At 66.8% G+C, this 21,792-nt stretch carries 20 protein-coding genes and 1 pseudogene; 7 read left to right on the forward strand and 14 right to left on the reverse strand.

Translation table 11 applies throughout. The annotated features are described in order from the left end of the window. The 8 genes and pseudogenes from ACE3QW_RS04180 to ACE3QW_RS04215 all read right to left on the reverse strand — a co-directional run. Positions 1-140, reverse strand: a pseudogene (locus ACE3QW_RS04180) (electron transfer flavoprotein subunit beta/FixA family protein); the annotation flags it as partial. A 62-nt stretch (positions 141-202) separates the two neighbouring features. Continuing rightward, positions 203-1,051 carry an SDR family oxidoreductase gene (locus ACE3QW_RS04185; protein ID WP_374250567.1) on the reverse strand — a complete coding sequence of 283 codons (849 nt, stop codon included), beginning with the start codon at positions 1,049-1,051 and terminating at the stop codon, positions 203-205. 28 nt (positions 1,052-1,079) lie between these two features. Next, complete coding sequence (locus tag ACE3QW_RS04190; RefSeq protein ID WP_374250568.1) at positions 1,080-2,234, reverse strand: acyl-CoA dehydrogenase family protein; 1,155 nt, start codon at positions 2,232-2,234, stop codon at positions 1,080-1,082. Positions 2,235-2,256: 22 nt separating this feature from the next. After that, positions 2,257-3,444: an acyl-CoA dehydrogenase family protein gene (locus ACE3QW_RS04195; RefSeq protein WP_374250677.1), complete on the reverse strand. Its 1,188-nt coding sequence runs from the start codon at positions 3,442-3,444 to the stop codon at positions 2,257-2,259. A 171-nt stretch (positions 3,445-3,615) separates the two neighbouring features. After that, positions 3,616-4,395 carry an IclR family transcriptional regulator gene (locus ACE3QW_RS04200; RefSeq protein WP_374250569.1) on the reverse strand — a complete coding sequence of 260 codons (780 nt, stop codon included), beginning with the start codon at positions 4,393-4,395 and terminating at the stop codon, positions 3,616-3,618. 229 nt (positions 4,396-4,624) lie between these two features. Next, positions 4,625-5,851: a CaiB/BaiF CoA transferase family protein gene (locus ACE3QW_RS04205; protein WP_374250570.1), complete on the reverse strand. Its 1,227-nt coding sequence runs from the start codon at positions 5,849-5,851 to the stop codon at positions 4,625-4,627. Next, positions 5,848-6,327 (reverse strand): MaoC family dehydratase N-terminal domain-containing protein, encoded by a 480-nt coding sequence (locus tag ACE3QW_RS04210; protein ID WP_250166985.1) that lies wholly within the window; start codon positions 6,325-6,327, stop codon positions 5,848-5,850. The genes ACE3QW_RS04205 and ACE3QW_RS04210 overlap by 4 nt, the downstream gene beginning before the upstream one ends. Before the next feature lie 43 nt (positions 6,328-6,370). Beyond that, a complete protein-coding gene (locus tag ACE3QW_RS04215; RefSeq protein ID WP_250166986.1) occupies positions 6,371-7,501 on the reverse strand; it encodes an acyl-CoA dehydrogenase family protein in 1,131 nt (376 codons plus the stop codon). 306 nt (positions 7,502-7,807) lie between these two features. Here ACE3QW_RS04215 and ACE3QW_RS04220 point away from each other — a divergent pair, with 306 nt between their 5' ends. Next, entirely contained in the window at positions 7,808-8,791 is a 984-nt protein-coding gene (locus ACE3QW_RS04220; RefSeq protein ID WP_374250571.1) for a Bug family tripartite tricarboxylate transporter substrate binding protein, read from the forward strand. A 56-nt stretch (positions 8,792-8,847) separates the two neighbouring features. Here the strand turns inward: ACE3QW_RS04220 and ACE3QW_RS04225 are convergent, their stop codons facing one another. After that, a complete protein-coding gene (locus tag ACE3QW_RS04225) occupies positions 8,848-10,095 on the reverse strand; it encodes a CaiB/BaiF CoA transferase family protein (protein ID WP_374250572.1) in 1,248 nt (415 codons plus the stop codon). 271 nt (positions 10,096-10,366) lie between these two features. Here ACE3QW_RS04225 and ACE3QW_RS04230 point away from each other — a divergent pair, with 271 nt between their 5' ends. From ACE3QW_RS04230 to ACE3QW_RS04240, 3 genes are all read left to right on the forward strand, one after another. Next, positions 10,367-11,416, forward strand: coding sequence for a Bug family tripartite tricarboxylate transporter substrate binding protein (locus ACE3QW_RS04230; protein ID WP_374250574.1), 1,050 nt, complete (start codon positions 10,367-10,369; stop codon positions 11,414-11,416). A gap of 129 nt (positions 11,417-11,545) precedes the next feature. Next, positions 11,546-12,430 carry a Bug family tripartite tricarboxylate transporter substrate binding protein gene (locus ACE3QW_RS04235; protein WP_374250575.1) on the forward strand — a complete coding sequence of 295 codons (885 nt, stop codon included), beginning with the start codon at positions 11,546-11,548 and terminating at the stop codon, positions 12,428-12,430. 46 nt (positions 12,431-12,476) lie between these two features. Further along, complete coding sequence (locus ACE3QW_RS04240) at positions 12,477-13,430, forward strand: 3-hydroxyacyl-CoA dehydrogenase NAD-binding domain-containing protein (RefSeq protein ID WP_374250576.1); 954 nt, start codon at positions 12,477-12,479, stop codon at positions 13,428-13,430. A gap of 30 nt (positions 13,431-13,460) precedes the next feature. On the opposite strand, the gene ACE3QW_RS04245 is transcribed toward ACE3QW_RS04240, so the two are convergent. Both ACE3QW_RS04245 and ACE3QW_RS04250 read right to left on the reverse strand, forming a co-directional pair. After that, positions 13,461-15,023 carry an acyl-CoA carboxylase subunit beta gene (locus ACE3QW_RS04245; protein WP_374250577.1) on the reverse strand — a complete coding sequence of 521 codons (1,563 nt, stop codon included), beginning with the start codon at positions 15,021-15,023 and terminating at the stop codon, positions 13,461-13,463. A gap of 28 nt (positions 15,024-15,051) precedes the next feature. Next, complete coding sequence (locus ACE3QW_RS04250; protein ID WP_374250579.1) at positions 15,052-15,828, reverse strand: enoyl-CoA hydratase-related protein; 777 nt, start codon at positions 15,826-15,828, stop codon at positions 15,052-15,054. Between the two features lie 291 nt (positions 15,829-16,119). Between ACE3QW_RS04250 and ACE3QW_RS04255 the strand changes: the two genes are divergently transcribed. The 3 genes from ACE3QW_RS04255 to ACE3QW_RS04265 all read left to right on the forward strand — a co-directional run bounded on the left by ACE3QW_RS04255 (position 16,120) and on the right by ACE3QW_RS04265 (position 18,844). Continuing rightward, positions 16,120-16,554 carry a PaaI family thioesterase gene (locus ACE3QW_RS04255; RefSeq protein ID WP_374250580.1) on the forward strand — a complete coding sequence of 145 codons (435 nt, stop codon included), beginning with the start codon at positions 16,120-16,122 and terminating at the stop codon, positions 16,552-16,554. A gap of 323 nt (positions 16,555-16,877) precedes the next feature. Continuing rightward, positions 16,878-17,303, forward strand: coding sequence for a tripartite tricarboxylate transporter TctB family protein (locus ACE3QW_RS04260; protein ID WP_250166995.1), 426 nt, complete (start codon positions 16,878-16,880; stop codon positions 17,301-17,303). Between the two features lie 11 nt (positions 17,304-17,314). After that, positions 17,315-18,844 (forward strand): tripartite tricarboxylate transporter permease, encoded by a 1,530-nt coding sequence (locus tag ACE3QW_RS04265; RefSeq protein WP_250166996.1) that lies wholly within the window; start codon positions 17,315-17,317, stop codon positions 18,842-18,844. Positions 18,845-18,991: 147 nt separating this feature from the next. Here ACE3QW_RS04265 and ACE3QW_RS04270 read toward each other — a convergent pair whose 3' ends face one another. From ACE3QW_RS04270 to ACE3QW_RS04280, 3 genes are read right to left on the reverse strand one after another with little or no spacing between them, the layout of a single operon-like run. Continuing rightward, the gene (locus tag ACE3QW_RS04270) at positions 18,992-19,849 is read right to left on the reverse strand and encodes a MaoC/PaaZ C-terminal domain-containing protein (protein WP_374250581.1); all 858 of its coding nucleotides are present in this window, start codon (positions 19,847-19,849) and stop codon (positions 18,992-18,994) included. Continuing rightward, positions 19,849-20,769: an SDR family NAD(P)-dependent oxidoreductase gene (locus tag ACE3QW_RS04275; RefSeq protein ID WP_374250582.1), complete on the reverse strand. Its 921-nt coding sequence runs from the start codon at positions 20,767-20,769 to the stop codon at positions 19,849-19,851. Before ACE3QW_RS04275 ends, ACE3QW_RS04270 begins: the two co-directional genes overlap by 1 nt. Before the next feature lie 11 nt (positions 20,770-20,780). Further along, entirely contained in the window at positions 20,781-21,545 is a 765-nt protein-coding gene (locus tag ACE3QW_RS04280) for an SDR family oxidoreductase (RefSeq protein WP_374250583.1), read from the reverse strand. Between the last annotated feature and the right edge of the window lie 247 nt (positions 21,546-21,792).

A 21,792-nucleotide genomic window follows, 5' to 3' on the forward strand; every position in this document is an offset into this window, starting at 1 on the left:
AGCGCCTCTTCCACCGCGATCTCGTCGAACGGGTTCATGGACATCTTGACGTTGGCCAGCTCCACGCCCGACCCGTCAGACTTCACCCGGACCTTAACGTTGTAATCCACCACCCGCTTAACGGGCACCAGGATCTTCATCTTCGCTCCTTGGGAAAAGAGGATTTCCGGCCACCCGCACGACGGGCGCGTGCCCGCTCGCGTCAGCTGCGGCTGTTGGCGCGGAATGCGTCCCAGCGTTCGGGTGTCCAGGAGAACAATCCCATCACGCCGCTTCCACCGCCATTCTGGAGGTCGCGACCGCCATCGATGGTGATGCAGTCGCCGTTGATGTAGGAGGCTCCGTCGCTGAGCAGATAGGCGACGAGGTTCGCGATTTCTTCGTGCTGTCCGGTGCGGCGCAGCGGCACCTCCATCTCCTCGGACAGCAGCTTCGAGCCGTCGGGATAGAGCTGGCTCCAGGCCGCTTTGGTCGGGAAAAGGCCGGGGGCGACCGAGACGGTGCGGATGCCGTGCGGCCCCCATTCCACCGCGAGACTCTTCATCATGGCCAGCACGCCGGCCTTGGCCGCGGCCGAGGGCACGGTGAAGGCCCGGCCGGAATTGGCCGCCGACGACACGATGGACAAGATGCTGCCGCTGCGTCTGTCCGCGATCCAGCGCTTTCCGGCGGCCACCGAGCAATAGAACGACCCGTGCAGCACGATATCGAGGACGGCATCGATGGCACGCGGCGACAGGGTCTCGGTGCGTGCGATGAAGTTTCCGGCGGCATTGTTGATGAGGGCGTCGAGAGGGCCTTCGCTCCAGATGCGCGTGAACATCTCGTCAACCGCCCCGGCATCGCGGATGTCGCAGATGGCGGTGGCGACCTTCGCCCCGGACGCGCGCCGCAGCTCCTCCGCGGTCGTCTCCAGCACATCGGCCCGCCGGCCGCAGATCACCAGTTCGGCTCCCAGTTCCGCAAGCCGCGCGGCGAAGCTCTTTCCCAAGCCGGAACCGCCGCCCGTCACGAGGATCTTCTTGGTCTTCAGGAGGTCAGTCACGAACATGTCGGGGCATCCATAATCGAGGCAGACATCACGCGGCTCGGCCGTTGGCCTGCGCAGGCGCGGTTCGGGGCAGTCGTCCTTCGAGGCCGCCGAGACGGTCGAGGACCGCGAGGTGGTGAAACGTGTCGCCAAACGCGCGTTCGATCATGGCCGTGCGCTTGAAGCACCGGCCGACGCGGCATTCTTCGGTCACGCCGATCCCGCCGTGCAATTGCACCGCCTGTTGCCCCACGAACCGCAGCGATGCGTTGATCTGGACTTTTGCGGCCGCCAGCATGCGCCAGCGCTCTTCCCGATCCGGCAGATCGACGCTCACCGCAGCGAGCAGCGCCATGCTGCGCGCCTGCTCCAGCGCCACATACATTTCGGCTGCGCGGTGCTGCAGGGCCTGGAAGCGGCTGATCGGCCCACCGAACTGCTGGCGGGTCTTGAGATAGGCCACGGTCTCGTCGAGCATCGCTTCCAGGATGCCCACCGCCTCGCCGCAGACGGCGGAAAGCGAAGCGGCTTCGGCGCGGTCCAGCGCCGCGAGGGCGCCCTTGCCCGAGGCCAGCAGGGCATCCGGCGGGAGCGCGACGTCCGAAAGCTCAACGATGGCGAGGGTCGTCCCGTCGAAAGCGGGAAAGGTCCGCGTCCGGACACCCGGCAGGTTGGTGGGGACCAGGAACAGGGCGATCCCGGTCTCATCCCCCGTCGCACCGGAAAGGCGGGCGCTGACGATCAGCTCGTCCACCCCGTCGATGGTCGCGATGCCGGTCTTCTTCCCGTTCAGCACGAAGCCGGAGGCGGTCCTTTCCGCCCGGGTCTCGACATGGGCGAGCCGGTAGCGCGTACGTTCCTCCTCATGCGCGAGGCAGGCCGTGCGGGACCCTTCCGCGATTGCCGCCACAAGTCCCCGAAGGCGCGGCGTCTCGGGGCAAAGACCCAGGATCGCGCCCGGCCCCACCGCGCACCCGATGTAGGGCACGTCCGCGAGGTGGCGACCCATGGCCTCCATCACGATCTGAGCCTCCACGTTTCCACCCGCAAGGCCGCCCATGTCTTCGGGGAAGGGCAGGGCGAGAAGGCCGAGTTCCGCACACGCGGCCCAGATGGCCCGGGGGTCGGTCGCCCGGCGCTGCGACAGCAGGCGCTCCACGCTGTCGGCAAGTATTGTCTGCTCGGTGGAATATTCGAGGTTCATGGACTGCTTCCACGCGTGCCGGCTAGAGGCCGAGGATGCCCTTGGCGATGATGTTCTTCTGGATTTCGCTCGATCCGCCGTAGATCGTCGCCGCGCGGGCACCCAGATGGATCGCCGCCGCGCCCTGCGCCTCCGCGAAGCCCCCGCCCAGCGCGGCGAGATCGGCATCGAGAGGAGCCCCGAGCCGGCCCGCGGCATCCAGCAGAAGCTGCGCGCTTGCCTGCTGGGTCTCCGCCCCCCGAAGTTTGAGCACCGAGGACGCGGGATCAGGACGCCCATCGTTGCGCCGCCGCTGCCGATCGATGATCCGCAAGGCGGTGATCTCCAGCGCCTTCAGCTCGATCTCCAGGTCGATCACGCGACGGCGAAACCCCTGATCGTCGGTGAGCGAGCCATCCAGCCCTTCAATCCCGCACGCGAGGGACACGGCCCGGCTGACGCGACCCTGGGACAGGCCGACACGGGCGATGCCGGTGCGCTCGTTGCCGAGCAGGAACTTTGCGTAGTCCCAGCCCTTGTTTTCCTCACCGATGCGGTTCGCCAAAGGCACGCGCACATCGTCGAGAAAGACCTCGTTGGTATGATGTGCGCCGTCGATGGTGATGATGGGCCGTACGGTAATGCCCGGCGTGCGCATGTCGATCAGCAGGAATGAAATGCCCTCCTGCTGCTTCGCCGCGGCATCGGTGCGGACCAGGCAGAACATCCAGTCGGCGACGTGCGCGGTTGAGGTCCAGATCTTCTGGCCGTTGACGATGTATTCGTCGCCTTCCCGGCGCGCCGACGTGCGCAGCGCGGCGAGATCCGAGCCCGCACCGGGTTCAGAGAAGCCCTGACAGAACCACCAGTCGAGGCTGCGGATGCGGGGGAGGAATCGCGCCTTCTGCGCGTCCGAGCCGAAGGTGTAGACGACCGGCCCCACCATGTTGATGTTGAAGGACAGTGGCTCGGGCGTCGGAGCCCGCAGCATCTCCTCCATGAAAATGTAGCGCTGGACGGGACTGAACCCCGGTCCCCCGTGCTCGCGCGGCCAGTGGGAGGCCGCCCAGCCCCGCGCGTCCAGGATCCTGTGCCAGGCGACGACGTCCGCCTTGTCGAAATGGGCGACGCGGCCGGCCTTGGCGCGGATGTCGGCCGGTAGGTTGTCGCGGATGAAGGCGCGGACCTCGTCGCGGAACGCAATCTCTTCGGGGGAGAAGGACAGATCCATCGCGAGCCTCACAGCACGGCACCGCACGGGTGGCGGAGCGTCGGGCTTTTGTTGTGTCGGCCCTTGTCGAAGATGCCAAGAGGACGTGCGTGCCCAAGCTCCAAGCGACACATATGCGCTCATGCGCGGATGGGCTGAGCGATCCTTTTGCGGCCCTGCCGGGCAGGCGGATCAGGCGACGGCTTCGACTTCGCGATGTCCGAGCGCCTGCGAGGCGCGGCTGGCGGCGAGAACGGCTTCCTGGCGAAGGAGCGCCCGGTTCTGCTCGGCGCGCGCGGCGGGAGCGGCGACAAGAAGAGCCGCCACCACCGCGCCTTCGGCGTCGCGCACGGGCACGGCGACCCCCGCGGCCCCTTCCACGGCTTCGTTCGAGCTGAAGGCGACGCTGGTGCGCCGGATTTCAGCAATGATCTTTCGCAGCTCGGGCACCTTGGTCACGGTACGAGCCGTGAGCGGCTTGAGGTCGGCGTTCTTGAAATAGGATTCACGCCAGTCCTCAGGCTGGAAGGCCAGCAGGAGGCGGCCGGCCGCGGAGCAGTAGAGCGGGCGCGTGACGCCGGCCGGGACCGAATAGCGAACCAGCTGGGGGCTCTCGATCACGTCCACATAGGCGGCCAGGGCGGCGGCGCGATCGAGCACCGCAACGATGACGGTTTCGCGCGTCGCCGCCGCCAGATCGTGCGCGAACTGGCGGATGAGGGAGGGCTGACTGCGGGTCGAGATGATGCTGGAGGCGAGGCTGAAGGCCCTCGGCCCCAGAGTGTAGACGCCGTGGATATATGAGAGGTAATCTTGTGCCACCAGTGGCCGCAGCAAGTTCAGAAGGCTGCTTTTCGGAGATGCAAGCAGCACGCTCAGTCGCGCCAGTGTCAATCCGTCGGGAGTCTGCGAAATGACCTCGAAGATCCCGAGAATCCTCAGCGTGGACTTCGGTGCGCTTTCGATCACCATGATGTATCCACCGCCTGAAGGGAAAGACAACGCGCGTTGACGGGCCGGGCAGGCCCTGAGAACGATTAACCCACCTCCAATCGTGCAGCAACCCGGCGCCAGTCAGTCATTGGGAGGGGCCTCTGTGTCTGGCGGTCATGGTGCTTCAGGGCTGTCCCCGCACACGATCTGCGCCCAAGCCGTGCGCTCCGTTATAGCTCGGAGGTCCGGGCGGCAGCTCGGGTCCGGGTCAGATGACGCCCTTGCGCCGCAGCTCGGCCCGGCGAGCCTCGTCATAGCCGTAGCGTTCGAGGGTCTCGTCGGTATGCTGGCCGAGGAGGGGAGGCGGCCCGTAGCGGTCGATGGGCGTATTCGAGAAATGCAGGGGGCTGCCGATCAGCGCCGTGCGCCCGTTATAGGGGTGGTCCACCTCGATTTTGAGCCCACGGGACACGATGTGGGTGTCCTCGAAGACCTGCTTGAAATCATAGATCGGGCCCGCGGGAACTTCAGCCGCCTCCAGCACGGCCAGCCAGTGGGCGGCCGGCTTCTGCACGAAGATCGCTTCAAGCTCGGCCGACAGCGCCGCCCGGTTGCTGATGCGTGCCAGGCTGTTGCTGAACCTGGGATCACGACCCATCTGCGGGTGGCCGATTGCCTCGCACAGACGATGGAACTGCGCGTCGTTGCCGGCGGTGAGCATGATGCCGCTGTCGGCGCAGCGGAACATCTGCGAGGGAACGCCGCCGTTGCCCTGCGTCCCCCTGCGGAAGGGCGGCACGCCCGAGGTGAGGAAGATCTGCGCATAGTGGGAGAGCGCGGCGACCATGGATTCGAACAGGGAGAGATCGATCTGCTGTCCCTCTCCGCCATTGTGGTCGCGATGGCGCAGGGCCGCGAGAATTCCGATCACCGCGTTCAGGCCGGTGACGATGTCGGCGATGGAAGGCCCCACTTTCATGGGGCCGCCGCCGGGCTCGCCGTCCGGCAGGCCGGTGACGCTCATGAGGCCGCTCATGCCCTGGAAGACGGCATCATAGCCCGGCCGCTTGCGGTAGGGTCCGGTCTGGCCGAAGCCGGTCAACGAGCAGTAGACAAGCCTTGGGTTGACTTCACGCAGGGACGCATAGTCGAGCCCGTAGCGGGCAAGGTCGCCCACCTTGAAGTTCTCGATCACGACATCGCAGTCGCTGGCGATGGTGCGGATGATCTCCTGCCCCTCGGGAGACGCAAGGTCGGCGGTCACCGACTTCTTTCCGCGGTTGCAGCTCAGGTGGAAGAAGCTCTCGCTGGTGGGCGCCCCGCTCTCGTCGGGGAGATAGGGCGGGCCGAAATAGCGCGCGTCGTCGCCCTTTCCGGCACGCTCGATCTTGAAGACCTCCGCGCCGAGATCGGCAAGATACTGGCCGGCCCAGGGGCCGGCCAGTATCCGCGACAGGTCGAGTACGCGGATGCCTTCCAGCGGCAGAGCGCTCATGCAGCCTGCTCCCGGCCATCGGTGCGGGCCTTCACCATGCGGGCCGGTGTGTAGATCATCACCACCTCCCCGCGCTGGTTCCGAACCACGTTGCGCGTACGCACGATGCCGCGGTTGGGGCGGGATTTCGAGCGGCGGGACTCGATGACTTCGACCTCCACATGAATGGTGTCGCCGGCGATCGAGGGCCCCTTGACCTCCAGATCCATGTTGAGGAAGGCGAAGCCGGTGTGCTGCATGGAGCACTGGGTCAGAAGCCCCTCCATGAAGGTGAAGACCAGGGCGCCGGGCGCCACGCGGCCCCTGATGTCGGATTCCTTCGCCTGGAATTCGAAGTCGGTGAACAGCACTTCCGTCATGCCCGTGCAGGTGACGAAATTGATGATGTCGGTCTCGGTGATGGTGCGGCCGATGGTCTTGAAGCTGTGCCCCACCGGAAGGTCTTCATAGTAAAGTCCGAGGCCAAGGACGTCCATTTTCTCTCTCTCCTTCGAAATCTGCTGAAGCCGGACCGCCTGCTCAGTCGAGCACGTTGCGGGCGACGATGTTGCGCTGGATCTGGTTGGTGCCTTCGATGATCTGGAGCACCTTTGCGTCGCGGAAGTATCTGTTGATCGGATATTCGTTGGACACACCCGCTGCGCCGAACAATTGCACGGCGTCGGTCGCGACCTTCATGGCGGTGTCGGTGGCGTGGCACTTCGAGATGGCTGCCAGCTGGGCGAGGGCCTTGCCCTTCACGCCGGCGTCGACCGCCGCCGCCGCCTCATAGACCAGGTTTCGTGACGCCTGGGTCTGGATCACCATGTCGGCGATCATCCAGCGCACCCCCTGGAAGTCCGAGACCGCCTGCCCGAACGCCCGGCGGGACTTGATGAACTCGATGGTGTGGTCGATCGCGCCCTGGGCGAGACCGACGCCCCGCGCGCCGATGATGGGACGCGAGTCGTTGAGGGCTGCCATGGCGACGCGAAATCCCGTCTCTTCATCGCCGAGCATCGCTTCCGCGGGCAGGTAGCAATTGTCGAAGAAGAGGGCGTGCGAGGGCACGCCGCGTGCGCCGATCTTGTCTTCCTTGCGCCCGACCTCGAAACCGGGGGTTCCCTTTTCGACGATGAAGAGGTTGATCTTGCCACGCTGATCGTCCTCGCCGGTGCGGGCGGCGACGAGCACGAAGTCGGCCATGCCGGAATTGGTGCACCAGATCTTCGATCCGCTCAGCCGCCAGCCCTGACCGTCCCGCTTGGCGCGGGTGCGGATGCCGGCCACGTCCGAGCCGCTCTGGGGCTCGGTGAGGGACAGCGCACCGCGCAGATCGCCGGAGGCGAGGCCCGGCAGATACTTCTGCTTCTGCTCCGGCGTGCCGCCGGCGAGGATCGCGCCGATCGGAACCCACTGAACGACGAGGAGATAGGCCGTGTTGTAGCAGACGCGCCCCAGCTCCTCGACAGCGACGCAGGCCGACAACATGCTGCCGCTGCCGCCGTATTCGGGAGGAAAGGGCAAGGTGAAGAGCCCGAGCTCCCGGATGAGATCGAACATGTCATGGGGATATTCGGCCGTGAGGTCGATCTCCTGCGCTCGGGACGCAACCCGCTCGCGAGCAACCCGGCGCACGAGGTCCTGCACCTGGATCTGATCTTCGTTCAACCACCCGCTCACTGCCGTCCTCCCGCCCGTCGGCGCAACGTCCCGGACCTGAACCGCCGCGCCGCGAAGGCCGGCATGATCCGGGGCGAATACCGTTCCCAAATTGCTTAGCGGAGCGGATTTACAGCGGCCATGTCGTCAGGCCATTCCGCGCATATGTGGAGCTTGCGCCCGATGGCGGCGGCGAGGAAATCGCCACTCAATCCGCATGTGCGTGCGATCTTTTCTTGCCGGTTGACCCGGCGTTGGGCGCGCATGCTTGGATTTTGGACCCGGGGGGCAGAATTTCACGCTGCCGGGGTCATCATGAACGGGGAAAATATGCGCGAAATCCTGGGCTGCGCCGTCGCGGCGCTATTGTTGGTCGGGCCTGCGGCCGCGCAGTCGAGCTATCCGGATCGCCCGGTCCGCCTGATCGTTCCGTTCGCGGCCGGCGGCGCCACGGATGTGGTGGCTCGGCTCATCGGATCCGAGCTGTCGAAGGCTTTGAATCAGACATTCGTCGTCGAGAACAAGCCCGGTGCGTCCGGGATGATCGGCGTGGACGCCGTCGCCAAGTCGAAGCCCGATGGCTACACGCTGGGGGTTTCCCCGGGTACGCCGCTCGTGGTGGTGCCCTACCTTGATCCCAAGTCGCCGTTTCGTCCGGAACGGGATCTGGAATTCATAACCCCGGTCTACGACGCTCCGTTCATCCTCTGCGCGCGACCTGATCTGCCTCAGAAGACACTTGCCGCGTTCCTGGCTGCGGCGAAGACGGACACGCGCGAGCCGAGCTATGGCACGGTCGGGATCGCCAGCGTCAACCATGCCCTGCATGAGGAGATGGCGCGCCGCTCCGGCACCCGGATGCTCCATGTCCCCTACACCGGAGAAGCCCCGATCATGCCGGCCCTCATGACCGGGCAGGTGGACATCGCGTTCATCACCCCGGCGTCCGCCACGGGCCTGATCAAGGAGGGGAAAATCCTGGGGCTTGCGTCCGGCGGTCCCGGGCGGGTGGCCGCCTTGCCTGACATGCCGACCATCTCGGAGGTCATGGGATGGCCCGACTACAGCGCCCATACCTGGACGATGTTGATCGGGCCGAAGGGCATGCCGGAGGATGTGACGGCGCGCCTCAACGCGGCGACGACCAGGATTCTGGCGGACCCCGAAGTCCAGTCCCGGCTGGCGAAGCTGGGGCTGGTCGCCATGGGCGGGAGCCTCGCGGACACGGCCGCCTTCGTCCGGTCGGAGGCGAAGCGGTTCCAGGACATCGTCCGGCTCAACGACATCAAGCGCGAATGAAGGCGCACGGCGCGCCTCCCGCATCGGGCGGGCGCGCCGCGCATCCTGAATTCCTCTCAGCCTGCCGCCGACGATTCCCTTGCGGGAGGCGCTTGCATTTCGGCGGCCGTAGCACTGCGCTCCGACCGAAGCTGATCGATGACCTGCTGCGTATGCTCGCCGAGCCGCGGCGGCAGGCGGCGCACGCCGGCGGGGGTGCGGGAGAAGTGCGTGGGCACGGCCATTGTCACGAACCGCCCCTCGGTGGGATGCTCCACGCGGTGAAAGAAGTCGGTCTCCGCGAGGTAGGGGTCGTTGTAGATCTGCTCCAGGGTCATCACCGGCCCGTTGGGAATGTCGGCGGCATCGAGCCGCTGGCGCCAGTCTTCCGTCGTGCGCGTCGCCATCGCCTCGGTCAGGATGCCATAGAGCGTATCGATGTTCCGGGAGCGGGGAGCGATCTCGGTGAACCTGGGATCGCCGAGGAGGTCCTGCCGATCGATCGCCCGGAACATGCGCCGCCATTGCTCGTCGGTGTTGGCCAGAAGGCAGATGTAGCCGTCCAGCGTGCGGTAGGGCCGGCGATGCTGGGTCAGCATGCGGCTGTAGCCAAGGCCGAGCTCCGGCTGGTCGAGGACGCCCGCCCACAGATGCTCCAGCATGTTGAATCCGACCATGGTCTCCATCATCGGGACATGCACCTCCTGGCCGAGGCCGGTGCGCTCACGCGCATAGAGAGCCATGCCGATGGAGGACGCCAGCACGTAGCCGCACAGCTTGTCGCAGATCACGGTCGGGAAATAGCGGGGCTCGCCGGTTGCCTGGCCGTTCAGCGCGGCAATGCCGCTCACGCCCTGGATCACGTCGTCGAAGGCCGGCCATTCGGCGCGCGAAGACCCCTGCCGGTAGCCGCCGGCCGAGGCGTAAACGATCCGCGGGTTGCGCGCGGACACCGTTTCATAGTCGATGCCGAGGCGGCGCGCTGCCCCAAGCCGCATGGAATGGACGAAGACATCGGCGGTCTCTGCCAGTTCGAGCAGTGTTGCCCGGCTTTCCGGCTGCTTGAGGTCGAGCACCACGGAGCGCTTGTTGCGATTGATGTTGAGGAAGAAGGTCCCCATGCCTTCGCTGCGTGAAGGACCCACGAAGCGCGTGTAGTCGCCTTCGGGCGCCTCGATCTTGATGACGTCGGCGCCCATGTCGCCGAGGATCTGGGTCGAGACGGGGCCGAGCACGTTCACGGTCAGGTCGAGAACACGGATGCCGGCGAGCGGACCCTGCGCCGGAGTCTCTTCGTCATGGTTCAATGGCATGGCTTCGGACATGGAGGGCCCCGGATCTCACTGTTCTGTCGCTACGTACGGCGGGGCGAAGTGCCCGGCCGCGTTGAGTTGGACGCGTCGCAGGCGATAGACCGCGCCGCACCTGAGCTGCGAACGGCCTCGCCTTCTTCGCCTTTCGATTCCGCCACACCACAGAACGGCGCTCGCTGCTCGCGATCAACCGGGAACGCAGGGGCGCCGAGGATGAACACGCATGTGTCACCCGCCGGGACCATGCGGAATGCGCATATGCGTGTGATCAACCGCCCCGCGATTGACCTTCACGGCCTGTCGAGCCCCCAAATTCCGCACCAGCCCATCCAGAGGCGGGACGAGGGAGACATCCATGGGGCGGAGGTTCGCCACCTTGATCGCGGCCGGACTCTGCTGCGTGCCGGCCGTGTTGCCGGCCTGGGCGCAGGGCTTTCCGGACCGGCCGGTTCGAATTGTCGTTCCCTTCGCGCCGGGAGGCTCGACCGATGTCACCGCCCGCGTTCTCGCCGATGACCTGAGCACGACGTTCAAGCAGCAGTTCATCGTGGAGAACAAGCCGGGGGCGGCGGGCACGACCGGCATCGACCTCGTCGCCAAGGCGAAGCCGGATGGCTACATCATCGGCCTCAGCGGCGTGGGGCCGACGGCTATCATCCCCATGATCGACCCGCGCCTGCCTTACGATCCGGTCCGCGATCTGGACACCATCGCAGCGTTGACGGCCATCGACGTGGTCCTCGTCTCGCGCCCCGACTTCGGCCCGAAGACGCTTCCTGAACTGCTCGCCTACGCCAAGGCCAATCCCGGCCAGGTGTCGTACGGATCGACAGGAGTTGCGGGGCCGATCCATTTCGGTCTCGAGAACCTCGCACGCCGAGCGGGCGTGAAGATGCTGCACGTTCCCTATGCCGGGGACTCCCAGCTCATCACCGCGCTCCTTTCCGGGCAGATCGATATCGCCTTCCTGACCTTCGCCGGGGGGCAGGGGTTCGTCACCAGCGGCAAGGTCCACGCGCTCGCGGCCGGCGGTCCCAAGCGCATCGCGACCATGCCCGATCTGCCGACAGTGGCCGAGATCACCGGCTTCGCGGACTATGACTGTTACACCTGGAACATCCTGGTGACCGCCAAGGGCACGCCGCCGGATGTCCTGCGCAAGCTGAACGAAGCTGTCAATGCGGCGCTCGCCAAGCCGCAGACGCGCGAACGGTTCGCCAGTCTTGGCCTGCTCATTCTTGGCGGGAATGTCGACGACGCGCGCAGGTTCGTCGCCGCCGAGATCGAGAAATACAGGAAGATCGAAGCCGAGACCGGCATCCGCCGGGAATGAAGGCGTCTCTTCAACACCTTCCGACACCATAGCGGGAGTTCGCCGATGCTGAGGCTTTTCGTTGCGGTCGCTGTCGCTCTGTTCGCATGCGGCGGCGCCACGGCCCAAACCTCCTACCCTGACAGGCCCGTGCGGCTCATCGTCGGCTTCGCGCCGGGCGGCGCCACCGACGTGGCGGCTCGCCTGCTCGCCGCGGATCTGACGAAGCTCCTGAAGCAGCAGGTGGTGGTGGAGAACAAGGTCGGCGGCGCCGGCATGATCGGCATGGATGCGGTGGCGAAGGCGAAGCCCGACGGCTACACCGTCGGTCTCGCGGGAGTCGGGGCGACGGCCATCACGCCCTATCTTGATCCGAACCCATCCTACATCCCCACCCGAGACCTCGATGTCGTCGGCAAGTTCTACACCGCCGACTTCGTGCTCGCCGCGCGCCCGGACCTGCCGCAGAAGACGCTGAAGGATCTGCTGGCCTACGCCAAGGCCAATCCGGGCAAGGTGACCTTCGGTTCGGTGGGCGTGGCGAGCCTCAACCAGATCCATCACGAGGAACTGGCGCGGCTCGGCGGCGCGAAGATGCTCCACATTCCCTATCCCGGTGAGGCGCCGATTGTCCCGGCGTTGCTCACCAGCCAGATCGACATCGCCTATCTCACCCCCCAGGCCGCCGATGCCTTCGTGCGCGAAGGCAAGCTGAAGCTCCTGGTGTCCGGAGGGCCGCAGCGTAGCCTGAGCTATCCGGACCTGCCGACCGTGGCCGAGCAGACGGGGTGGCAGGATTATGCCTCCTATTCCTGGACTGTACTGGTCGTCCCGAAGGGGACACCCGGCGATATCATCGCGAAACTCAATGGCGCGCTGAACGCCGTTGTGGCGCAGCCCGCCTTCCGCGAGCGCATGGAGAAACTCGGCCTCACCGTGGCGGGCGGCACGGCGGCGCAGGCGCAGGCCTTCGTCGCCGACGAGGTCGCCAAGTTCCGCGAACTCGTGAAGTTGAACGGCATCAAGCGCGAATAGGCCGTTTCCCCGCACGCCGCCCCGGCAGTCAACGGAGACGAGAACCATGGGCACATACCGCGCTGGCGCGGCGATCAAGACCGTGGGCCTCGTGGCCGGCGGATACGTGGGCGCGGGCTGGGCCGCGTTCCTGCTCGGGCGCGGGCTCTGCGTCCGCGCCTGGCTCCGTCGGTCGGAGGCAGGGGACGAACTGCGCGCGGAGATCGACGCCCTGTGGCCGGACCTTGAGCGCCTGGGCCTTGCGCCCGGCGCCGACCGCGCGCGCCTTGAGGTCTTCACTTCGCTGGAGGAGGCGCTCGCGGGCTGCGACTTCGTGCAGGAAAATGCCGCCGAGAATTCAGCCCTCAAGGCAGAGCTCTACGCCCGCATCGACGGATTCGTGGCGCCCGATGTGCTCATCGCCAGCAGCACGTCGTCCTTGTCCATGACGGATATGCAGGCGGGGTGCCGGCATCCGGAGCGCTGCGTTCTCGGCCATCCCTTCACGCCCACCCACCTCATGCGCCTCGTCGAGGTGGTGGGCGGCGCGCGAACCGATCCGGTCGCGGTGGATGCGGCGATGGCCACCTACACCTGTTGGGGAAAGATGCCCGTGCGGCTCAGCCGGGAGATCTTCGGCCATATCGGCAACCGTCTGGCGACGGCGCTGTGGCGAGAGGCGGTCAATCTCCTTCTGGAAGGCGTCGCCTCGGTGGAGGACATCGACCGCGCGGTCGTCGAAGGGCCCGGTCGTAAATGGGCCATCTCCGGACCGTTCGAGAGCTATCACCTGTCCGGCGGCAAGGGCGGGATGACCCGCTTTCTCGAAAGCTACGCGGCGGGGATCCAGCGCCGCTGGGACGACCTCGGCACGCCGGTGCTTGATGCGCCCACCCGTGCCCGAATCTCGGAATTGGTCGAGGCCCGCCTGTCGGACGTGCCTGTCGAGCGACGGGCGGCGCAGCGCGGCGCGTTGCTCGTGAACCTCATGCTTGCCCTGGCGCCGCCCGCCGAAGCCTGACGTCCAGCGGGCGAAGGGACGTGCTGCCTCTCACGGCCGGAGGGGAAAGCGTGTCTCTCCGGCCTTGCGAAGCGGGGCGGCGATGCCGGCGAACTCGCACAGCAGCCGGCGGGTGTCACGGGGATCGATGATCTCATCCACGCCGAACGCCTCTGCCGTGCGGAAGGGAGACCGAAGGCGCTCAAGCCGGGCGGTGATTTCCGCGCGCCGCGCGTCCGGGTCCTCCGCCTCCGTCAGTTCGGCCCGGTAGGCCGCCTCAATGCCCCCTTCCATGGGCAAGGAGCCCCAGCGCCCGGATGGCCAGGCGAAGCGCATGACGTGATGGGTCTGCGGCTGGTGCGCGCCGCCGCCGACACCATAGACGTTGCGGATCAGCACCGAACACCACGGGACGGTGGACTGGTGGATGGCGGCGAGCGCGCGCACGGCGTGGCGCATGGTGCCGGCCTTCTCCGCTTCGAGCCCCACCACGAAGCCCGGGCAGTCCACGAGATGCACCACCGGCAGGTGGAATGTCTCGGCGAGATCAACGAAACGCATGATCTTCTGGGCGCTCGCGGCGGTCCAGGCGCCACCGGAATGCAGGGGGTCCCCCGCCATGAGCGCGACCGGCCACCCGTCGAGGCGCGCGAGCCCCGTGATCACGGAGCGTCCGAACGCCGGGCCCATCTCGAAGAAGCTGCCACGGTCCACCACGCGATCGATCACCCGACGCATGAGGTAGGCGTGGCGCGGGTCGCGCGGGACGATCGCAGCCAGCTCCTCGCATGCGCGATTGGGGCTGTCGCGGCATGGCCCCCGCGGCGGTAGCTCCCAGACGGAATCGGGCAGGTAGGAGAGGAAGCGGCGCGTGAGCGCGAAGGCCTCCTCCTCGTCGTCAGCCGCCATGTCGATGGTGCCGGCCGCGAGCTGGATCGCGTGGCCTCCGAGTTCCTCCTTGGTCCGCTTCTCGCCCAGCTTCTCGACCACCGGCGGTCCGGCGACGAACACCTGCGCCTTTTCGCGCACCATGATCGACAAATGGCTGACGCTCACCCGCGCGGCGCCGAGGCCGGCCACCGGACCGAGGGCCAGCCCGACGACGGGCACCGCGGCGAGGGTGGCGCAGCACAGATGCAGGCCGCCCGACTGCCCGCCAAGGCCGCCCGGAAGGTTGGCAAACCCGGTCTTCTCGATGGAGCGAACCGAGCCGCCGCCGCCGGAGCCTTCCACAAGGCGGATCAATGGCATGCGATATTCGCGCGCCATGGTTTCCGCCATCTTGAACTTGTCCCAGATGGCGGCATCCGCCGAACCGCCTGCCACCGTGAAATCGTCGCCGGAGACGACGACCGGGCGTCGCATCACCTTGCCGCGGCCGAAAACGCAATTGGCCGGGGTGAAGCCGGAGAGCTGGCCCTCGGCGTCGTACTGCGCCTTGCCGGCGAGGGATCCGATCTCGCGGAAGCTGCCACGGTCGAGCAGGCTCTCGATGCGCTCGCGCACCGTGAGACGGCCGGCCCGGTGTTGGCGCTCCACCCGCTCCGTGCCGCCCATCTGCTCGGCAAGGACGCGGCGGTGCTCCAGTTCGTCGATCTCGGGTTCCCAGCTCATGTCGCGCGGCTTCCTGCCGGGGGGCACATCATGCGCCGATGAACACGGGCGCGCGCTTCTCGCGGAAGGCCGCCACCGCCTCCGCATGGTCGGCGGTCTGGGTGAGGCGGATCTGGTGCTGCGCCTCCGCGGCGAGGACCTCCGGGAGCGTGCCGGCCCGGGCGATCTCGAAATTGCGCTTCATGTAGCGATAGGCGGCCGTGGGACCGGAGGCCATTCGGGTGGCGAGGCGCGCGATCTCGTCCGAGAACGCCTCGTCCGGAACAACCCGCGTGAGCAGCCCGATCCGCAGCGCTTCCTGCGCATCGATCTTCTCGGACAGGAGATAAAGCTCCTGCGCCTTGAGAGGGCCGACCAGCCGCGACAGGAAGAACGAGCCGCCGAAGTCCCCGGCGAAGCCCACGTTGGCGAAGCTCGTCACAAAACGCGCGCTCTGCGTGGCGATCCTCAGATCGCACGCGAGGGCGAGCACCAGTCCCGCGCCTGCCGCGGCCCCGTTGATGGCGGCAATCGTCACCTTCGGGCACTGGCTGAGGGCGAGGATCGAGCCGTGCTTGCGCTGGAGTTCGTCGTAGCGCTCCTCCAGGGTGCCGGTGCGCCCCTGCATGGCCTTCACGTCGCCGCCGGCACAGAAGGCCCGCCCGGTTCCGGTGATGACGATGGCCCGCACGTTCGGATCACGTCCAAGGCGGGGGATCGCCTCGATGAGGCCGTCGAACATGGCGAGGGAGAGGGCGTTTGCGGCCTCGGGACGGTTCAGGCGCAGTGTCGCGACACCGCCTTCGAGCGTTTCGACCAGATCCATCGAAGCATTTCCCCGAATTTGTTCTGTCGGCCGAGTGCTACCATGGTCCTGCGAGACTCGCCCGCGGTCCAGTTGTTCTCCATCGAGAGCACACATATGGGGTTTTGCCGGCTGGCGGGTGGACAGAAACGGGACGGACCGCCGAGGATTCGTCGCTGACGGGGTGCGGGCGATCGCTCGGCCAAGCCGTTCGGAGTTTCCCATGATCGCTTTGGAGAGAAGGGCGTGTCGCGCCCCGGCTTCGATTCCGTCGCAACTGCAATGCCTTCGCCACCAATGCACGAGTGCCGAATGAACGCCCCCGTGACAGGCGCTTTCCACGACCTCGCCAGAATCCAGGGGCGGCTCGATCGCACGCCGTTCAACGCCTGGCTCGGGCTGCGCGCCGTATCCGCGTCGCCCGACGGCGTGGTGTTCGAACTCGAGGCGCGGCAGGAGTTCGTTTCCACGCCGGAGCGTCAGATCGTGCACGGCGGTGTCCTGGCGAGCCTGCTCGATGCGGCAGCCATCTACGCGGTTATCACCGCGACGGGTTGCCTTCAGACGACCGTGGATCTGCGTGTGGATTATCACGCCACTGCCGCCGTGGGGGTGCTCCGCGCGCGGGGCGCGCTTGTTCGGCTTGGCAAGACCCTCTCCTGCTCCGAGGCGCGGGTTGAAGACCATTCCGGCAGGCTGGTGGCGAGCGGGCGCGGAACCTTTCTCAATCTCGGCCTGCCGGCCTGACCGTTCCTCCCGGGGGAGACCCCTTGCTCCCTCACTTGCGGGCGACGCGAAAGCGTCGCCCGATCTTTTTGCGCGGAGACCTCCTCCGGTCACGCGAGCCGCGCGCCGGGCGGATCAACACATTCATGTCGGTTTGGCCCGCCGAGTATCCAGCCGGATTTACCAGGTACGCGGCCCGTATATTGTTACTCAAAGTAATGAACAAGATATATTACGTTAGGTGAGGTTAAATGCAAAATAAAAATAACATGCCGGGTGGGGGAGGAGGGCTGGATCAGCCGCGGTCCTCGGAGATCTGGAGGGATCGTCGCGCCGGTCTCCTGATGGCGGGCATCGGGGCCTTCGCCGCGGTGACAGGCGCACGATACGGCATCGGGACATTGAGCCGGATCGGCCCCGGCTTCTTTCCCACTGTGCTCGGCATCGTGCTTGTCGTTCTGGGCCTTGCCATCGCGTTCACCGCCACGCTGGCGCAGGACCATGAGGCCGGTCATGGACACGCGGCCCAGGACGCGCCCGTCGATTGGCGCGGCTATGTGGCCATTGTCGCCAGCATGGTCCTCTTCATCGTCCTGACGCCGGTCCTCGGCCTCGTCCCCGGCACATTCGCCTGCGTGTTCACGGCCGCGATGGGCGACCGGAAAATGACGGTGCTGAACTCCGCTGTGCTCGCCGCCGTCATCAGCGTGGCCGGAGCCCTGTTGTTCATCTGGGGCCTGCGTGTCGGCCTTCCCTATTTCGGTTCCTGAAGGATCTTGCCATGGAAGCCATCGACGGCCTGATCCACGGTTTCGGAGTCGCGTTCCAGCTCCAGAATTTCGCCGCCTGCCTCGCCGGCGTGTTCATCGGCAATGTGGTCGGCGTGCTGCCCGGCCTGGGCGTCATGACAGCCATCTCCATGCTGCTGCCGCTGACCTTCGCGATGCCGCCGGTTGCCGCGATCCTCATGCTGGCGGGCATCTATTATGGCGCGCAGTACGGCGGAGCGATCTGCTCCATCCTGCTCAACCTGCCCTGCCATCCCCCGCACGCGGTCACCTGCCTCGACGGCTACCCGCTCACGCTTAAGGGCAAGGGCGGCACGGCCCTCGGCGTGACCATGCTGGCCTCCTTCCTCGGCGCCTCCTTCGGCATCGTCCTGATGGTGTTCTTCGCGCCCTATCTGGTGCGCATCGCCCTGAACTTCGGCCCGGCGGAAATCTCTTCCCTAATGCTCCTGGGGCTGCTCGCGGGCTCGACCCTGGCCCGCGGATCAAAGCTGAAGGGCATGTCCATGACATGCCTTGGCCTGCTCCTGGGAACGATGGGAACCGACATCAACACCGGTCTCCAGCGGTTCACCTTCGGGTTTCCCGAACTGGACGACGGACTTGAGATTGTCGCGCTCGCGCTCGGGCTGTTCGGCGTGGCCGAATTTCTCAAGAGCGTGAACGCGGTGGCCCCGGTTTCGACCTCGGCGACGCGCATCCGGATCGCCGACCTGTGGCCCAGCCGATCGGAACTTCGCACGGCAATCGTGCCCGCTCTGCGCGGGACCCTCGTGGGCAGCCTGTGTTCCATGATCCCCGGCACCGGCCCCACCATCGCGTCCTTCATGGCCTATGGCCTTGAGAAGCGCGTGTCCCGCCGGCCGCAAGAGTTCGGTCACGGAGCGATCCAGGGCGTGGCCGCCCCGGAAGCGGCGACCCACGCTGCCGTGCAGGGCGACTTCATTCCCACCATGAGCCTCGGCATTCCCGGTGATGCGGTGATGGCGCTCCTGCTCGGGGCGCTGGTGATCCAGGGCATCACGCCGGGACCGCAACTCATCACCGAGCATCCGGACATCTTCTGGGGCCTCATCGCCAGCTTCTGGATCGGCAACATCCTGTTGATGGTGATGAACATGCCGATGATCGGGCTGTGGGTGAAGCTGCTCTCGATCCCCTATCGCTACCTTTATCCGAGTGCCCTCTTCTTCGTGTGCATCGGTGTCTACAGCGTCCGCAGCGACATGTTCTCGGTGGGTACGACGTTGGCCATCGGCGTATTCGGCCATGTGCTGCTGCGTCACGGCTTCCACCCGGCCCCCATACTGCTGGGTTTCGTGCTGGGCCAGAGGTTCGAGGAGAACCTGCGTAGGGCGCTGCTCCTGGCGCGCGGCGACCTCTCCATCTTCGTGACCCGGCCCATCAGTCTCGCCTTCCTGCTCACGGCGGTGCTGCTGCTGGGCGCCCAGCTCTATTTCGCCCTGCGGCGGCGCGACGAAATCCAGCTGCCGCCGAGCGCGTCTCCGATCCTCGACGAGTAAGGGGCGGCAGGGGGATCTTCGGGAAGAGAGAAAGCGCGGCGCGCAAGCCGGCGAACGTGCGGATGTCAGAAAAGAAAAAAGGCCGCGGATCGGATCCGCGGCCTTTCTGCATTCGCTAGGTTCAAGCGCTCGAGAAGGGCGCCCGGATCAGGCGATCTCCGCGCGGCCGTTGCCGATGGCGACGACGCCGCGCTCCACGGAGCGTGTCTCGAAGCTGACGACGGGGCCGTCCTGCCAGATGCTCACCGCGAAGGTCTCGCCAGGGAAGACCGGCGCCGTGAAGCGTGCGGAGATCGCACGCAGTCGGGCCGGATCGTAGTCGCAGACGCTCTTGAGGATCGCGTGCCCGGTGACGCCGTAGGTGGCGAGCCCGTGCAGGATGGGCTGCGGGAAGCCCGCCTTGGCCGCCACGTCGGGATCGCTGTGGAGTGGATTGTAGTCGCCGCTCAGCCGGTACACGAGTGCTGCGTTGGGATTGGTCTTCAATTCGCAGACCACGTCCGGCGCGCGCTCGGGCACCTTGTGGGGCGCCGGCGTCGGCCGGGCCGGGCCGCCGAAGCCTCCGTCGCCGCGGCAGAAGGTGCTCTGGGTGATGTTGGCGACGCGCTCGCCCGTCACCGCGTCGGTCAACTCCCGCTCCGACACCACCACCGCGCCCTTGCCGGCGCCCTTGTCGATCACATCGACAACCCGCGTGCGGGTAACCAGCGTGCCCTCCACCGGCAGTGGCCGATGGAGCACGAGGCCCTGCTCGCCATGAACCACCTTCACGTAGTCGATGCCGGTGTCGAGGTTGCGGATCCAGGAACCGGGGCTCGCTAACACCACGGCCATGGTCGGCAGGGCGCAGAGGGCCTTCTCGTAGACGAAACGCAGCTGCTCGCGGTCCGTCGGATCGTGGCCGAGACCGACGCCCAGAGCATAGAGCATGGTGTCGCGCGCCGTGTAGGTCTGCCGCACGTCGGGGATGGCGAGCGCCATGAGTTTTTCGTAGTCGATGGCCATCAGATCGGATCCCAGGTGAAGACGTCGCTGGACCGCTCGAGCGGCGTCAGCCCTGCGGCGAAGGCGCCCTTCGCGACGGAATCGACCAACTCCGGCGTCCATCCGTCCGACATCTGCACGGAGCGAACCGGGCGCGGCTGACTGAACAGATAGAGTTCGTTGTTGCGGACGCCGAAGATCTGGCCGGAAACGTCCGCCGCCTTGTCCGAGGCCAGCCAGACCGCCAGCGGGGCGATCTTTTCGGGCGTCATCTGCTGGAATCGTTCGACCCGTTGGCGCTGCTCCTCGGTTTCGGTGGGCAGCGAACTGGTCATGCGGCTCCACGCGAAGGGCGCGATGCAGTTGGAGCGCACGTTGTAGCGCTGCATGTCCAGGGCGATGGCCCGCGACAGGCCGACCATGCCCATCTTGGCGGCCATGTAGTTCGCCTGGCCGAAATTGCCGATGAGTCCGGAGGTGGACGTCATGTGCACATAGGCGCCGCCGTTCTGTTCGCGGAACTGGGAGGCTGCCGCGCGGCTGAGCAGGAAGCTGCCCATGAGGTGCACCTGGATGACATCGTTCCAGTCCACGTAGCTCATCTTGTGGAACATGGTGTCGCGCAGGATGCCGGCGTTGTTCACCACGACGTCGAGGCGGCCGAAGCGCTCCACCGCGGCGGCGACGATACGCTCGCCGTTTGCCGGTTCGACGATGGACAGCGTGCTCGCGATCGCCTCGCCGCCCATGGCCTCGATCTCTGCCACGACCTCCTGTGCCGGGCCTGCATCCTGTCCGCTGCCCGCGAGGCTTGCGCCGATGTCGACGACGACCACGGCAGCGCCTTCGGCCGCCATGCCGAGGGCAATCGCCCGGCCGATGCCGCGTCCGCCGCCGGTGACGACGGCGACCTTTCCGGCCATCATCTTTTGCGTGCTCATTGCGGTCTTCCTCAGCCGTGCATGGTCAGGCCGCCCGAGACGCTGATGGTCTGGCCGGTGATGAAGGCGGCGTCGTCGGACAGCAGGAACGCGATCATGCCCGGATAGTCATCGGGCCTGCCCAGCCGACCGAGAGGGATGGCCCGCGCGAGACCTTCCGCGATCTTGCCGCCGGTGGGCGAGCTCTTGGCGAACTCGTCGAACAGTGGCGTGTCGGTGGGGCCGGGACAGACCACGTTCAGCGTCACGTTCTTGCGCGCCATCTCGCGGGCCATCGTCTTGGTGAAGGAGGCGATGCCGCCCTTGCACGCGGAATAGACCGCCTCGCCGGAGGAGCCCACGCGCCCCGCGTCGGATGCGATGGAGACGACGCGGCCGAAGCCGCGCTGCGCCATGCGGGGAACGACGACGTGGTGAAGGTTGAGCGGGCCGTAGAGATTGATGGCGATGACCTTGTCCCAGAAGGCCTGGTCGGTGTCGAGGAAGGGAATGGGCTTGTCCCAGCCGGCGACATTGGCGAGCAGTTCGACCGGCCCCGCCTCCGCCTCGAATGCGTCGACGGCCGCGGCGACGGCGGCGCGATCGGCGATGTCACAGGCATAGGCGATGGCCTTGCCGGGGCCCTCGGCAAGGCGCGTCGTTTCCTGCGCGCCATCGAGGTCGCGGTCGAGGACACCGACGACACACCCCTCCGCGACCAGACGCAACACCGTTGCGCGGCCGATGCCGCTTGCTCCGCCCGTCAGAATTACGCGGCGACCCTCGAGACCTCGCATCGTAAACCACTCCCTGTCGCATTCGCATGGGGAGACAAGCGCGCCCTTTCCGGCACGCCCACCCAAGCTCGATCCTGCGTGAACACCCGCACCTGTCGGCCGGCCCCCCCGGCGCGTCATGCGGCCACCGCTGTGCGAAAGTGGCTGCGCCCGCCGTGCGAGCCAAGGCCTTGGCGCCGCGAAGCACCGCTTCAACACGTATGTGGAGGTCGCGCCGTTCTCGCCCGACGCACTGTCCCGTCTGCGC

Source organism: Xanthobacter sp., assembly GCF_041911315.1.
GTDB lineage: Bacteria > Pseudomonadota > Alphaproteobacteria > Rhizobiales > Xanthobacteraceae > Xanthobacter > Xanthobacter aminoxidans.

What these genes read in the sequence shown, in the direction of transcription:
- ACE3QW_RS04185 (WP_374250567.1), bottom strand. Translation starts at nt 1,051, where the DNA reads ATGTTCGTGACTGACCTCCTGAAGACCAAGAAGATCCTCGTGACGGGC.
- ACE3QW_RS04190 (WP_374250568.1), bottom strand. Translation starts at nt 2,234, where the DNA reads ATGAACCTCGAATATTCCACCGAGCAGACAATACTTGCCGACAGCGTG.
- ACE3QW_RS04195 (WP_374250677.1), bottom strand. Translation starts at nt 3,444, where the DNA reads ATGGATCTGTCCTTCTCCCCCGAAGAGATTGCGTTCCGCGACGAGGTC.
- ACE3QW_RS04200 (WP_374250569.1), bottom strand. Translation starts at nt 4,395, where the DNA reads ATGGTGATCGAAAGCGCACCGAAGTCCACGCTGAGGATTCTCGGGATC.
- ACE3QW_RS04205 (WP_374250570.1), bottom strand. Translation starts at nt 5,851, where the DNA reads ATGAGCGCTCTGCCGCTGGAAGGCATCCGCGTACTCGACCTGTCGCGG.
- ACE3QW_RS04210 (WP_250166985.1), bottom strand. Translation starts at nt 6,327, where the DNA reads ATGGACGTCCTTGGCCTCGGACTTTACTATGAAGACCTTCCGGTGGGG.
- ACE3QW_RS04220 (WP_374250571.1), top strand. Translation starts at nt 7,808, where the DNA reads ATGAACGGGGAAAATATGCGCGAAATCCTGGGCTGCGCCGTCGCGGCG.
- ACE3QW_RS04225 (WP_374250572.1), bottom strand. Translation starts at nt 10,095, where the DNA reads ATGTCCGAAGCCATGCCATTGAACCATGACGAAGAGACTCCGGCGCAG.
- ACE3QW_RS04240 (WP_374250576.1), top strand. Translation starts at nt 12,477, where the DNA reads ATGGGCACATACCGCGCTGGCGCGGCGATCAAGACCGTGGGCCTCGTG.
- ACE3QW_RS04245 (WP_374250577.1), bottom strand. Translation starts at nt 15,023, where the DNA reads ATGAGCTGGGAACCCGAGATCGACGAACTGGAGCACCGCCGCGTCCTT.
- ACE3QW_RS04250 (WP_374250579.1), bottom strand. Translation starts at nt 15,828, where the DNA reads ATGGATCTGGTCGAAACGCTCGAAGGCGGTGTCGCGACACTGCGCCTG.
- ACE3QW_RS04255 (WP_374250580.1), top strand. Translation starts at nt 16,120, where the DNA reads ATGAACGCCCCCGTGACAGGCGCTTTCCACGACCTCGCCAGAATCCAG.
- ACE3QW_RS04260 (WP_250166995.1), top strand. Translation starts at nt 16,878, where the DNA reads ATGGCGGGCATCGGGGCCTTCGCCGCGGTGACAGGCGCACGATACGGC.
- ACE3QW_RS04265 (WP_250166996.1), top strand. Translation starts at nt 17,315, where the DNA reads ATGGAAGCCATCGACGGCCTGATCCACGGTTTCGGAGTCGCGTTCCAG.
- ACE3QW_RS04270 (WP_374250581.1), bottom strand. Translation starts at nt 19,849, where the DNA reads ATGGCCATCGACTACGAAAAACTCATGGCGCTCGCCATCCCCGACGTG.
- ACE3QW_RS04275 (WP_374250582.1), bottom strand. Translation starts at nt 20,769, where the DNA reads ATGAGCACGCAAAAGATGATGGCCGGAAAGGTCGCCGTCGTCACCGGC.
- ACE3QW_RS04280 (WP_374250583.1), bottom strand. Translation starts at nt 21,545, where the DNA reads ATGCGAGGTCTCGAGGGTCGCCGCGTAATTCTGACGGGCGGAGCAAGC.